The following is a 12,610-nucleotide window of genomic DNA, read 5'->3' as shown; positions in this document are numbered from 1 at the left end:
CAGTGGGGTTGCGCTTCGGTAGCGCGAGTGACGCCATTGTGCGTGGCCATATGACCGCGAAAAAGCGGGTTCAGGGCGACGGATTGTTGCAACAACGGAACAATCCTTGATCGCGCCCCGATACCCGCGTGCGTCCGCTTACCCCTTCAGCCAGGCTTCGCGGGCCTTCGTGGCCGCAGCCGGCTTCGCGGCCGCCGTCAGCCGGTAGCGGGTGACTTCCGGGCCGTCGAGCTTCAGCTTCGCGGTACGCAGCTCGTCGCGGCGGAACGCGTGAACCTCGACCTTGTCGCCCGGCCGGTAGCGGGCCAGCAGCGCATCGAGGTTCGTACCCGCCACGCGCAGGCCGTCGACCGCGATCAGCGTGTCGCCGGCCGACAACCCCGCGCGATGCGCGGCGCCGCCTTCGTAGACCGCCGCCAACGTGCAGTCCGCGCCGCCGCGCGGGCGCGCGCCGATCGTCGGCTTCGCGGCCGCGCCGGTCGCGACATCGGGCGTCAGCGTCACGCCGAACGGCGCGAGCAGTTCGGCGAGCGGCAGGTCGCGCGTGCCGTGCACGGCGTCGGCGAACAGGCGGCCGAGCGCGACGCCCGTCGCCTCTTCGATCAGCGTCTCGACTTCGTTTTCCTCGACGCCCGCCTGCTGGCCGCGATAGAAGTCGCGGCCGTAGCGTTGCCACAGCAGGCGCATCACGTCGTCGAGCGACTTGCGGTTGCGCGTCTGCGCGCGGATCGCGAGATCGAACGCCAGCGCGACGAGCGAGCCCTTCGTGTAATAGCTGACGATCGCGTTGGTCGCGTTCTCGTCCTGACGGTAGTACTTGATCCACGCGTCGAACGAGCTTTCCGCGACGCTCTGCTTGAGCCGGCCCGTGCCGCGCAGCACGCCGCCCACGGTGCGGCCGAGCGCCGCGAAATAGTCGTCCTGCGACATCAGCCCGCTGCGGACCAGCATCAGGTCGTCGTAATACGACGTGAAGCCCTCGAACAGCCACAGCAGCGACGTGTAGTTCTCGCGGGTGAGGTCGTACGGCACGAACGCCGCTGGCTTGATGCGCTTCACGTTCCACGTGTGGAAATACTCGTGGCTGCAGAGGCCGAGATACGTGCGATAGCCTTCCGTCGTTTCCGGTCGCCCCTTCACCGGCAGGTCGGTACGGTTGCAGATCAACGCGGTCGACGCGCGATGCTCGAGGCCGCCGTAGCCGTCGCTGACCGCGAGCGTCATGAACACGTAGCGCTCCATCGGCGCCTTCTTCGACTTCGGCTCGAACAACGCGATCTGCGCCTCGCACACCCGCTTCAGGTCGTTGCGCAGCCGCTCCAGGTCGAGCTGCGTCACGCGCCCCGCGATCACGATGTCGTGCGGCACGCCGTGCGCGTCGAACGTCGCGAGCGCGAATTCGCCGATCGTCACCGGATGGTCGGACAGCTCGTCGTAGTTGGCCGCGCGATATGCGCCGAAACCGTAGCGCCGGGTGCCGCCCGCTTCGGGCAGTGCGGTGCCGACGCGCCAGGTGCGGAACGCCGCGCCGGCCGGTTTCGCGATATCGACTTCGCACGGCGCGTCCTCGCGACCGGCGACGCTCAGGAACACGGCCGTCGCGTTGAAGAAGCCGCCCGATTCGTCGAGATACGCGGAGCGCACCGACAGGTCCCATGCATACACGTCGTAACGCAGCGTCAACGCGCCGGTCACGGGCGCGGCCTGCCACGTGTGCTTGTCGGTCTTCGCGATGCGCACCTTGCGGCCCGCGTCGTTGAACGCACGCAGCGTCACGATGTTGCGCGCGAACTCGCGCACGAGATAGCTGCCCGGAATCCATACCGGCAGCGAGAAACGCTGGCCTTCGGGATCGGGATCGGCAACCGTCACCGTCACTTCGAACAGGTGCGCGGCAAGATCTTTCGGGACAATCGAATAGCGGATCGGCTGGGTCATCGTGGCAATCGGTCGGTCGAATACGGCGGCGAAAACGAAGAGAGGCGCCGGCAGATCATGCGGGCGCCCCTCGCTGGCCGGGCCATGCGCCCGGCGTGCAGTCGGTTACTTGCTCGAGGCGAGCGCCTGGTTGAGCTGGTCGGCCGATACCGCGCCCGGCAGGCGGCGGCCGTCCGGCAGGAAGATCGTCGGCGTACCGGTGACGTTCATCCCGCGGCCGAGCGCGAGGTTCTTGTCCAGCGCGCTGGTATCGCAGGTACCGGCGCCGGACGGCGCACGGTGGTCGAGCATCCAGCTTTCCCACGTCTTCGCGCGGTCGGTCGCACACCAGATCGCCTTCGACTTCGCGGTCGAATCCGGCGACAGCACCGGATACAGGAACGTGTAGACGGTCACGTTGTCGACCGACTGCAGCGTCGTCTCGAGCTTCTTGCAGTACGGACAGTTCGGATCGGAGAACACCGCGATCTTGCGGGCGCCGTTGCCCTTGACGACCTTGATCGCATTCGCGAACGGCAGGCTCGCGAAGTCGATCTTGTTGATTTCGGACAGGCGGGCGTCGGTCAGGTTCTTGTGCGTCTTCGCGTCGACGAGATCGCCGAGCAGCACGTAGTCGCCCGCCGCGTCGCTATAGATGATCTGCGAGCCGAGGTTCACTTCGTAAAGGCCTGCAACCGGCGATTTCGACACGCTCTTGATCGGCGCGTCGTTGCCCAGCCGGGCCTGCAGCGTAGCCTTCAGCTTGTCGGTGGTCTGGTCGGCCTGCGCGGTGCAGCCAAGCGTCGCCATCGTGACGGCCAGCGCCAGCGATGCGATGCGGATCGTTTTTTTCATTGAAATCTTCCTTCAGCTCAATCGGAGTGCACGGCACAGTGTACGCCGTAACGGAACCGTCTCCGACCGGCGCGGTGGCGGAAGGTTCGCTCAGCCGAGCGCGGCCGACACGAGCCAGCGCTTCACGAGCGGCTGCGCGCCGACGAACGCCATGCCCGCATTGCGCACCGCCTTTGCGAGCGAGCCCGGCACCGCGAACAGCCGCTGCAGGCCGTCGGTCGCGACCATCAGCGCGCGGATGTCCTCCCGACGCGAACGCTCGTAGCGGCGCAGCAGCACCGTATCGCCGAGGTTGCGGAAGCTTTCCTTGCCCGCGATCGCATCGGCGAGCGCGGCGACGTCGCGCAATCCCAGGTTCATCCCCTGCCCCGCGAGCGGGTGGATCAGGTGCGCGGCATCGCCGACCAGCGCGACGCGCGGCGCGATCAGCTTGTCGACCGTCTGCAGCGCCAGCGGGAAGCCGGCGGCCGGCGTCACGCATTCGAGCGCGCCGACCTGGCCGTGCGACACGCGCTCCACCTCGGCCGCGAGCTGCGCCGGATCGAGTGCGAGCAGTGCGTCCGCGTGCGCGGTGTGCGCGGACCACACGAGCGACACGTGGCCGTCCGGCAGCGGCAGCAGCGCGACGATCTCGCCTTCGTGAAACCATTGGTACGCGGTCTCGCGGTGCGGCAAAGATGCCTTGAAATTCGCGACGACGCCCGTTTGCCGGTAGTCGCGCCGCTCTACCCTGGCCCCCATTTGGGAGCGCACCCACGAATGCGCGCCGTCGGCGCCGACGACGAGATCGGCTTCGAGCACCTGTCCCGACGACAGTGTGAGCACGGCCGCGTCGTCGCGCACGTCGAAGCCCTGCGCACGCGCGTCGAACCACGTCAGGTTCGGCTGGAAGCGCAGCGCGGCGTCGAGCGACGCCTCGACCAGCGACGATTCGGCGATCCATGCGAGCTGCGGCACGGACGCCTGATACGCGGAGAAATGCAGTTCGGCATGCGCATCGCCATACACGCGCATGTCGTAGACGGGCGCGAGCCGGCTGTGGTCGAGCGCCTGCCAGACCCGCAGCCGCTCGAGCAACGCCTGCGAGCTGGACGACAGCGCGTAGACGCGCGTGTCGAACGCGAGATCCGCGGGGCGCGGCGTGGCCGGCTGGGCGAGCAACGCGGTCTTGTAGCCGGACTGGGTCAGCGCGAGCGCGGCCGTCTTGCCGACGAGCCCGCCGCCGACCACGGCGACGTCGAAGGAGTGGTGGGCAGTCATGGCGGGCATTATAGCCGCGGGGCCAAACCCTTACGCGGCCGGACTTTGCGGGAAATCAGCAGAATCGCAGCCCGGTGCGCCGGCGCGGCGGCCCGCCGCATCGGCCGTTCGGCGCCAGCCCGGAATCCGGGCCGCCGGCACGGTACAATAGCGTCTTTGACCGTCGGCCCGCCGCGCTCCACGCGCCGGCCGCCCTTTTTTCCCGCGCCGCCGTGCCTTGTCCGGCCGCGCCGCCTCACCCGTCCGAAGGATTCCATGAGTCTCAAATGCGGCATCGTCGGCTTGCCCAACGTCGGCAAGTCCACCCTGTTCAATGCGCTGACCAAGGCCGGCATCGCCGCCGAGAACTACCCGTTCTGCACGATCGAGCCGAACGTCGGCATCGTCGAAGTGCCGGATACGCGCCTGAAAGCGCTCTCCGAGATCGTCAAGCCGGAGCGTGTCGTGCCGGCCGTCGTCGAGTTCGTCGACATCGCGGGCCTCGTCGCAGGCGCGAGCAAGGGTGAAGGCCTCGGCAACCAGTTCCTCGCGAACATCCGCGAAACCGACGCGATCACGCACGTCGTGCGCTGCTTCGAGGACGAGAACGTCATTCACGTCGCCGGCAAGGTCAGCCCGATCGACGACATCGAAGTGATCAACACCGAACTCGCGCTCGCCGACCTCGGCACCATCGAGAAGGCGCTCACGCGCTATTCGAAGGCGGCGAAGTCGGGCAACGACAAGGAAGCGGCGAAGCTCGTCGCGGTGCTCGAAAAGGTGCGCGCGCAGCTCGACCAGGGCAAGGCCGTGCGCGGCCTCGCGCTGTCGGACGACGAACAGGCGCTGATCAAGCCGTTCTGCCTGATCACCGCGAAGCCGGCGATGTACGTCGCCAACGTGAAGGACGACGGCTTCGAGAACAACCCGCACCTCGAGGCGGTGCGCAAGTACGCGGAAAGCGAAAACGCGCCGGTGGTCGCCGTATGCGCGGCGATCGAGGCGGAAATCGCCGATCTCGACGACGCGGACAAGGAAGCCTTCCTTGCCGACATGGGCATGGAAGAGCCGGGCCTCGACCGCGTGATCCGCGCAGGCTTCAAGCTGCTCGGCCTGCAGACCTACTTCACCGCGGGCGTGAAGGAAGTGCGCGCGTGGACGATCCACATCGGCGATACCGCGCCGCAAGCGGCGGGCGTGATCCACACCGACTTCGAGCGCGGCTTCATCCGCGCGCAGACGATCGCGTTCGACGACTTCGTCACGTACAAGGGCGAGCAAGGCGCGAAGGAAGCCGGCAAGATGCGTGCGGAAGGGAAGGAATATGTCGTGCACGACGGCGACGTGATGAACTTCCTGTTCAACGTCTGAGGGAAACGAGCCGAATCGCCACGTTTCACGCAGTACGAAAAACCGTCAAGGCCTGCTAAAAGCGGGCCTTTTTTGCTTTTTTAGCGACGTCGACGTCACTAACAAGGCATCATGCCTGATATGTCGAGACTCATTGAGAAAAATATTGAGAGGAAACCATGTCGATTACCATCAGCACTGCAACTGCGGTCGCAAAGCAGCTAGCAGAAAAAGAAGCCTTAAAGATGGCGACTCAGTATTTCAAGGACCATCTGATCGGCCGATGGAGCGAATATCGAGCCAACAGGTTTTTCGACGCCTTGCTCGACGAGATCCGTAAGGAAAAGGACGTTCGATTCGAGTCTGCGGATCTTAACGATATGCTTCGCGCCATGTCGAATAGTGATAAGAAAACGACCGCACTCTTCGACGCGTACCGACGAGTCGCACTGTCGGCGTCCAAGGATATCGGTCCGATGATCATCGGAATGTTGACCGCCAACATCGTGCTCGAAGACCGCGAGGCCACCCCTGATGAAGAATTGATTTTCCAGGGTGCGGAAACGCTAAACGATCACGACTTCCTTGGTCTTACTTCGTGGCTAGCTCGCCGTCAAAGTGATAAGCACGATTTAGAACAGAATGGCATGGTTATTGAGTTTGGCTCTATGGAGATTTCGACCGATCGAGTCTCACCTTCAACCACCGCGCCCAAAATCCATTACGACATGCCGGATTTAGCTGACATGGGCATCTTTTTGTTGAAGCTAAAGAATCTCGGACTATTGTCGGAAAAAATTGCTCGGCGAGAAGATCCAAGAATGCTCGGTAGAACGCATTACCACATCGTCGTAAGCAAAGCGTGTATGCAACTTGAGCGACTAGCGGCGCGGGCCATATCGGCGACCGTCTAAGACGCAAGGCATGGCTGGCGTAACAGGCGAACGGCCGTGATGACGCTCACCGCGATGCACGAACGGCACACGGATCGACGAAAGGTAGACTGCCACGCCTGCATCATTGCACCGGCCTCGAGCAGGCCAAGAACAGCAATATCTTGACTCAGCGCCGCGCGCCGCCACATGTCCTCAAGGCCCGCGCGATGCGGACCTTGTGTCTGGAACAGTCGCCGAACCTTCGACCGCACGTTTCGCCGTCGGTCGCTTGCTCCTACTCAGCAATCTTCAGCGTCCCGGACATATGCAGGAACTGTCCGTCCTTCATCGCGATGTTCGTATCCACCGCGCCGCGTTCGAAATCCTCGACGTGCACGACGTTCGAGCCGGTGGACGGCTCATGCCAGTACACCATGTACACCTGCGGACGGACCTCGCGCGCCGTGTACTGCACCGTATCCGTCACGCCCTTGAATTGGCCGGCCGTGCCGACGAACGACATCGTCCTGTCGTCCTTGAAGTTCAGGTCGAACGCGGTAGCGCCGAACTGCACGCGCACCGTCTTGCCCGCCGCGGGGAACGGCGCCGGCGCGGGCCACTGCATCTCGCCCTTGGCAACTTTCGCGCTCAGCTCGAGCGACGGCTTCTCGCCGAGATCCGGGTAGCGCGCCTCCATCGCCGCGATCAGCGTCGTCGAATCCTTCGCGCGCGCCGCTTCCTGGTCGAACGCCTTCACGTAATTCCGCGTGAACGCGACGCCCGTGGTGAACGGCTGGCCGCCGTCGCGATTCGGCAGGAAATGGCCGGGCACGACGCGCGCCGGCTTCAGCGCATCGATCCGGTCGAGCGTCGCCAGCCAGTTCGCGTGCGACAGCGGCGTCTGCGTGTCGGCCATCCAGACATGAATGTTCGCGGCGACCGGGATGCCACCGACCACGGTCCGCGCGGAAGGAATCCACACGAACGTGCGATCGGGCGTCGGGCCGTCGAGCCCGACGATGCGCAGCGGCTCGCCGTCGACGCGCAGCGTATTGCCGTCGAGCGGCTGCGGCACGATCACCGAAGCCGGCGCGTTGTCCTTCAGGATCGGGCCCCAGTAGGCGAGCTTGCCGTCCTTGCTGGCCTCGATCGCGGCGACGGTCTGCGGCGTCGCGACGATCTTCGCATCCGGGAACGCCGCGTGAATGGTTTCCAGCCCGAAGTAATAGTCGGGGTCGCTGTGGCTCACGTAGACGGCCTTGAGCGTCTTGCCGCTCGCCTTGATCCGGCTCACCAGCGCCTGAGCGTCGTTGCGCTGGAACTGGGCGTCGATCAGGATCGCCTCGGTCTTGCCCGAAACGATTTCGGACGAAACCGGGAAGATCGCATGCGCGCCCGGATTGTAGACATCGACGGTCAGCGGGGCAGCGATGCTTGCGGATGCGGCGCCGAGCAGCGCAGTCGCCGCGAGTGCGGAAGAAAACAGATGACGGATCGACATGGTCGGACTCTTGATTGGTGGTGAGCCCGTAGAATAAGTGAAACTATCTCGGTAACAAATATCCCGCTTGTCGATGATTTATCTCCCAACAGGAATGAATCGACCGCGACGCGGCCGTCTGAGCGGACGCCGGCCGGGCCGTTACCCGGTAATCCTTGATGAACAAAAAAAGCCCGGCCGGCACACGCCGGTCGGGCCACGATACTTCCGGGCCGTATCACTCAGGTGCTATCGCATCCGGCCGCTCGCGCGCTCACGTCGCCGACACCCTCCGCCCGGCGTTCGCCTGCGCATCGCGCCCACGCTTGTTCAGCCACGACGCGAACAGCACGATCAGGGCAAGCACGGCCGTCGCGCCGACTTCCATCCGGTGCTCCTCGCTGACGAACATCACGGTCAGCGTGCCGCAGATGAACAGGATCACGGCCCACGTGAGCCACGGGAACAGCCACATCCGCAGCGTCAGGTCGGCGCCGCCCGCTTCGAGCGTCTTGCGCATCCGCAGTTGCGAGATCGCGATCACGAGATACACGAGCAACGCGATCGCGCCCGACGTCGCGAGCAGGAAGCCGAACACCTGCTCCGGCATCAGGTAGTTCGCGATCACGGTCAGGAAACCGAACGCGGTCGACGCGAGCACGGCCGCGCGCGGCGTGCCGGTCGAATCGGTGCGATGCAGGAAGGCCGGCGCGTCCTTGCGCCGGGACAGCGAGAACAGCATCCGCGACGCGGTGTACAGCGCCGAATTCAGGCAGCTCGCGACCGACACGAGCACGATCACGTCGATGATCGCCTTCGCGTTCGGGATGCCGATCAGCTCCATCGCGCGCTGATACGAGCCGTGCTTCGGCAGCAGCGGGTCGTTCCACGGCACGATGGCCGCGACGACGAGGATCGAGCCGAGATAGAACAGCGTGATACGCCAGATGACCGAGTTCGTCGCGCGCACGATCTGGCGTTGCGGGTTGTCCGATTCGGCGGCCGCGATCGTCACGATCTCGGTGCCGAGGAACGAGAACATCGTCGTGAGCATCGCCGCGAGCACCGCGCTCGCGCCGTGCGGCATGAAGCCGTCGTGCACGAACAGGTTCGACACGCCCGACACGGACGGCGCAGGAATGATGCCGACGATCGCCGCGCCGCCGATGCAGAGGAACACGACGATCGCGACGACCTTGATCAGCGCGAACCAGAATTCGAATTCGCCGTAGTTCTTGACGGAAAAGAGGTTGGTGATGGTGAGCAGCAGCGTGATGCCGAGCGCGAAGATCCACGTCGCGATGCCCGGGAACCACGCATTGAGAATGGTCGCGGCGGCGGTCGCCTCGATCGGGATCACCAGCACCCAGAACCACCAGTACAGCCAGCCGATCGTGAAGCCGGCCCAGTGGCCGATCGCGCGATCGGCATAGGTCGAGAACGACCCGCTGTCCGGATGCGCGACGGCCATTTCGCCGAGCATGCGCATCACCAGCACGACCAGCACGCCCGCGATCGCATACGCGAGTATCGATGCCGGCCCGGCTTCCGCGATCGCGTGGCCGGAGCCGACGAACAAGCCCGCGCCGATGACGCCGGCAATCGACATCATCGTCACGTGACGCTGCTTCAGGCCGGTGCCGAGGCCTGTGTTGCTTCCACTCATCTGTCTCTCTCCAAAAAACGGTTCCGATACGACCGGGTGTCGCGTGAAGGCGGCGCGGGGAGTTGTCGTTCTTGAATCCGGCTGCGACCGCGCGTGCGTCGCACGCGGGCATGGGCCGGATGGGGCCGTTCCGGCCGGGTCGTCCGCGCAGTCTGCGAAGCTGCGGGTGCGATGCGGCGCACCGGGCGCCGGCGCATCGCGTACGCCCGTTCCGTCGGCTGTCGTCAGCCGCCTTCGAAGCGAAGGAGTGTAAGCATCAAACGGTTCTTCACTAAGAACCAATTGAAGCATTTCGATGGAACCACTCGTTGCATCGATGCGAACCGATGCAACGCTTGCTCCGGTTCGGCCGCGCCTCGCGCGCCGGGCGCGCCGTTCAGTTCGCGTCGCGGGCGGCGGCTTCGTTCCGCCACTGCGCCGGCACGATTGCGTGCCATTCTCGCAGAAGCAGGTTTTTCACGGCGTCCGGATGCGCAGCCGACAGGCGCACCAGCACGATCGGCCAGCCGACATAGTGATCGGTCACGTAATACACGTCGGGCGCCGATTCGATCAGCCACGCGCGCTCGTCGGGGCCGACGCCCTTCACGACGAGCGTGTCGCCGTCCTCGCGCAGCCGCGCGAGCAGCTTGCCCTTCACCTTGAGAGCGGGCGTGCCGTACGACGTACCTTCCTCGACGCCGCGCCACGCCAGTGCGATCTGCCGGACTTCGTCGAATGTCACGATGCCTCCCCGACCATGCGTCGAAGGTTGACGATCCGGCCACCCTACCGGAAATCGCGCGACGCACCCAGCCTCGCGGCGCTATCCGCCGGCCGCGCGGGCGGCGGCCGGCGCACGCCCGGTGGTCGCGACGATCGCGAACGCGATCGCATTCGCGGCGGCGCTCGCGAGGATCGGCACGAGATAGCCGCCGCCCGCATCGTAGACGAAGCCGGCGGCGGCCGGCCCGACCAGCGTGCCGAACGCGACGCTCGTGTACAGGATGCCGATGATCGCGCTCACGTTGCGCCCGCCGAAATAGTCCATCACGACCGCCGGCAGCACGGCGACCCAGCCGCCGTAGAACACGCCGAACACGAGCGCGAACGCAGCGAGCGTCGCGACGGTGCCGGCGCCCGCCCACGCGACCAGCGCGACGGCCATGCCCGCGAACATCGCGAGCAGCGACGCGCGGCGGCCGAAGCGGTCGGCGAGGCCGCCGAGGAAGAAGCGGCCGGCCGTGCTGCCGACGCCGATCGCGCCGAGCAGCAGCACGGCCGTCGATGGCGCGACGCCATGATCGAGCGCGTACGGCACGAGGTGAACGAACGGGACGAACACGCCGAACGAGCAGACGAGGCAGGCCGCGTAGAGGCTCGCGAACGGCCGCGACGTGACGGCTTCGCGCACCGTCGCGCCGGCTGGCGCGTTCGCGGCGGCCGGGGAAGCACCGGCATGCCGGCCGCCGCCGTCACGGGCGACCTCGCCGTCCGGCAGCAATCCGCGCCCGCGCGGGTCGTTCTCGATCAGCAGCGACATGCCGGCCCCCAGCACGAGCGCGATCGCGGCCAGCGTGAAATACGCGCCGCGCCAGCCAACCTGCGCGATCAGCGCGGAAGCGAGCGGCGGCATCACCAGCGTGCCGACGCCGATCCCCGCGACCGCGAGCCCCGACGCGAACCCGCGCCGACGCACGAACCAGCGCTGCACCGCGCCGACGGCCGGCACGTACGCGCAGCCGACGCCGAACCCGACCCCGAGCCCGTACGCGACGTAGACCTGCAGCAGCGTGCGCGCCGCGCCGGCGGCCGCGAGCCCCGCGCCGGTCAGCAACATCCCGACCACGGCGAGCCGCCGCGAGCCGAAACGATCGGCCAGCGGCCCGCTGACGATGCCGAAGCCGAAGTAGAGGAAGCCGGCGAGCGAGAACACGAGCGAGATCTGGCCACGCGACGCGGCGAAATCCCGCTGCAGCGACTCGACGAACGCGCTGAACGTGTACGCGCTGCCGAATCCGACGAACGTGACGGCGAACGCAGCCGCCACCACGTACCAGCCGTAGAAAAGGCGCGATGCGCCCGGGCGGTTCATGACGATGCTCCTTTCGGGTTCCACCGGCTGCCGGGCGGCGTCCGGATTGCCTCGTGGATATAGTTGAACTATGTTGATCGCATCGGCCGCCGGCGGGCAGCCGTGAAACGGGCGATCCGATGCGTCAACGGTACTCGCGCGTACGCGTCGTCTCAAACGATATTTCGTCGACCTTTCGCTTTAGAAAAACTGAATGAACCGTTCGCGCCTGCCGCCGCTCAATGCGTTGCGCGCCTTCGAAGCCGCCGCCCGCCACCTGTCGGTGAAGTCGGCGGCCGAGGAGCTGTCGGTCACGCCCGGTGCGGTGAGCCAGATGATCCGCACGCTCGAGACGCATCTCGGCGTGCAGCTGTTCGAGCGCGTGAACCGCGGCATCCTGCTGACGGCCGCCGGCCGCGACTACCTGCCGCCCGTGCGCAACGCGTTCCGGCAGATCGCCGACGCGTCGCAGCGCGTGTCGGGCGCCGCCGACAGCGGCGTGCTGACCGTGAGCGTGACGCCGTTCTTCGCATCCGCGTGGCTCGTCCCGCACCTCGCGCAGTTCCGGCAGGCCTGCCCGGACGTCGACCTGCAGGTCGTCACGAGCCACGCGCTCGCGGATTTCGCGCGCGACGGCGTCGACGTCGCGATCCGTCACGGCCTCGGGCGCTACATCGGGCTCTGCAGCGAACGGCTGCTGACGGTGGAAATCGTCGCGCTCGCGTCGCCCGACCTCGTCGCGCGGCTCGGCATGCCGGCGACGCCGGCCGAGTTCGTCGGCTGGCCGCAACTGCACGACGCCGAACGCAAGGGCTGGCACATCTGGTTCGGCGCGCAGCGAATCGACGATTTCGGCCCGCCGCGCGGCCCCGCGTTCGACGACTCGGGCCTGCTGCTGCAGGCGATCGTCGCCGGCCAGGGCGCCGGGCTGCTGCCGGCGGCGATGGTGCGCGGCGAACTGGCGAGCGGCCGGCTCGTGCAGCTTGCCGACGTCGCATGGCTCGACGATTTCGCGTACTACCTCGTCTATCCGCCGCATCACGCGGAACGGCCGAAGGTTGCCGCGTTCAGCCGCTGGATCCTCGACGCCGCGCAGGCCGACGGCGCGGCGTCGATGGCCGGCGCGGCGTAGCGTCGCGCGGCGCCCCGGCGCCGATCCGCTAACATGCGGCGCG

General features: G+C 66.5%; 10 protein-coding genes. 3 read left to right on the top strand and 7 right to left on the bottom strand.

Going from position 1 to position 12,610, the window contains the following annotated elements; all coding sequences use genetic code 11:
* Positions 1–138: 138 nt before the first annotated feature.
* The 3 genes from H0X91_RS22060 to H0X91_RS22050 all read right to left on the bottom strand — a co-directional run bounded on the left by H0X91_RS22060 (position 139) and on the right by H0X91_RS22050 (position 4,041).
* Positions 139–1,938, bottom strand: a complete 1,800-nt coding sequence (locus H0X91_RS22060) for a M61 family metallopeptidase (protein ID WP_034201058.1) — start codon at positions 1,936–1,938, stop codon at positions 139–141.
* 105 nt (positions 1,939–2,043) lie between these two features.
* Positions 2,044–2,772, bottom strand: a complete 729-nt coding sequence (locus H0X91_RS22055) for a DsbC family protein (protein ID WP_006482072.1) — start codon at positions 2,770–2,772, stop codon at positions 2,044–2,046.
* Positions 2,773–2,862: 90 nt separating this feature from the next.
* The gene (locus H0X91_RS22050) at positions 2,863–4,041 is read right to left on the bottom strand and encodes a UbiH/UbiF family hydroxylase (protein ID WP_043204516.1); all 1,179 of its coding nucleotides are present in this window, start codon (positions 4,039–4,041) and stop codon (positions 2,863–2,865) included.
* A 246-nt stretch (positions 4,042–4,287) separates the two neighbouring features.
* Between H0X91_RS22050 and ychF the strand changes: the two genes are divergently transcribed.
* Together ychF and H0X91_RS22040 are read left to right on the top strand one after the other, a co-directional pair.
* Positions 4,288–5,382 carry a redox-regulated ATPase YchF gene (ychF, locus tag H0X91_RS22045; RefSeq protein WP_006482062.1) on the top strand — a complete coding sequence of 365 codons (1,095 nt, stop codon included), beginning with the start codon at positions 4,288–4,290 and terminating at the stop codon, positions 5,380–5,382.
* Between the two features lie 158 nt (positions 5,383–5,540).
* Positions 5,541–6,275 (top strand): hypothetical protein, encoded by a 735-nt coding sequence (locus H0X91_RS22040; protein WP_048986037.1) that lies wholly within the window; start codon positions 5,541–5,543, stop codon positions 6,273–6,275.
* A gap of 256 nt (positions 6,276–6,531) precedes the next feature.
* Here H0X91_RS22040 and H0X91_RS22035 read toward each other — a convergent pair whose 3' ends face one another.
* From H0X91_RS22035 to H0X91_RS22020, 4 genes are all read right to left on the bottom strand, one after another.
* On the bottom strand, positions 6,532–7,737 hold the full coding sequence (locus tag H0X91_RS22035; protein ID WP_048986036.1) for an MBL fold metallo-hydrolase: 1,206 nt from the start codon (positions 7,735–7,737) through the stop codon (positions 6,532–6,534).
* Positions 7,738–7,990: 253 nt separating this feature from the next.
* Positions 7,991–9,382 (bottom strand): GABA permease, encoded by a 1,392-nt coding sequence (gene gabP, locus H0X91_RS22030; RefSeq protein ID WP_006482059.1) that lies wholly within the window; start codon positions 9,380–9,382, stop codon positions 7,991–7,993.
* A gap of 376 nt (positions 9,383–9,758) precedes the next feature.
* Positions 9,759–10,106, bottom strand: a complete 348-nt coding sequence (locus H0X91_RS22025) for an MmcQ/YjbR family DNA-binding protein (RefSeq protein ID WP_006482050.1) — start codon at positions 10,104–10,106, stop codon at positions 9,759–9,761.
* Positions 10,107–10,187: 81 nt separating this feature from the next.
* Complete coding sequence (locus H0X91_RS22020; RefSeq protein ID WP_006494397.1) at positions 10,188–11,456, bottom strand: MFS transporter; 1,269 nt, start codon at positions 11,454–11,456, stop codon at positions 10,188–10,190.
* A gap of 193 nt (positions 11,457–11,649) precedes the next feature.
* Between H0X91_RS22020 and gcvA the strand changes: the two genes are divergently transcribed.
* Positions 11,650–12,567 (top strand): transcriptional regulator GcvA, encoded by a 918-nt coding sequence (gene gcvA / locus H0X91_RS22015; RefSeq protein WP_196433345.1) that lies wholly within the window; start codon positions 11,650–11,652, stop codon positions 12,565–12,567.
* Positions 12,568–12,610 lie beyond the last annotated feature (43 nt).

Source organism: Burkholderia sp. 9777_1386 (assembly GCF_015712265.1).
Lineage (GTDB): Bacteria > Pseudomonadota > Gammaproteobacteria > Burkholderiales > Burkholderiaceae > Burkholderia > Burkholderia cenocepacia.
This window is presented reverse-complemented; position numbering and strand designations above follow the sequence as displayed.

Excerpts from the sequence above, each read along its gene's own strand:
- gcvA (WP_196433345.1), top strand. The coding sequence starts at position 11,650 with ATGAACCGTTCGCGCCTGCCGCCGCTCAATGCGTTGCGCGCCTTCGAA.
- H0X91_RS22060 (WP_034201058.1), bottom strand. The coding sequence starts at position 1,938 with ATGACCCAGCCGATCCGCTATTCGATTGTCCCGAAAGATCTTGCCGCG.
- H0X91_RS22055 (WP_006482072.1), bottom strand. The coding sequence starts at position 2,772 with ATGAAAAAAACGATCCGCATCGCATCGCTGGCGCTGGCCGTCACGATG.
- H0X91_RS22040 (WP_048986037.1), top strand. The coding sequence starts at position 5,541 with ATGTCGATTACCATCAGCACTGCAACTGCGGTCGCAAAGCAGCTAGCA.
- ychF (WP_006482062.1), top strand. The coding sequence starts at position 4,288 with ATGAGTCTCAAATGCGGCATCGTCGGCTTGCCCAACGTCGGCAAGTCC.
- H0X91_RS22020 (WP_006494397.1), bottom strand. The coding sequence starts at position 11,456 with ATGAACCGCCCGGGCGCATCGCGCCTTTTCTACGGCTGGTACGTGGTG.
- gabP (WP_006482059.1), bottom strand. The coding sequence starts at position 9,382 with ATGAGTGGAAGCAACACAGGCCTCGGCACCGGCCTGAAGCAGCGTCAC.
- H0X91_RS22035 (WP_048986036.1), bottom strand. The coding sequence starts at position 7,737 with ATGTCGATCCGTCATCTGTTTTCTTCCGCACTCGCGGCGACTGCGCTG.
- H0X91_RS22050 (WP_043204516.1), bottom strand. The coding sequence starts at position 4,041 with ATGCCCGCCATGACTGCCCACCACTCCTTCGACGTCGCCGTGGTCGGC.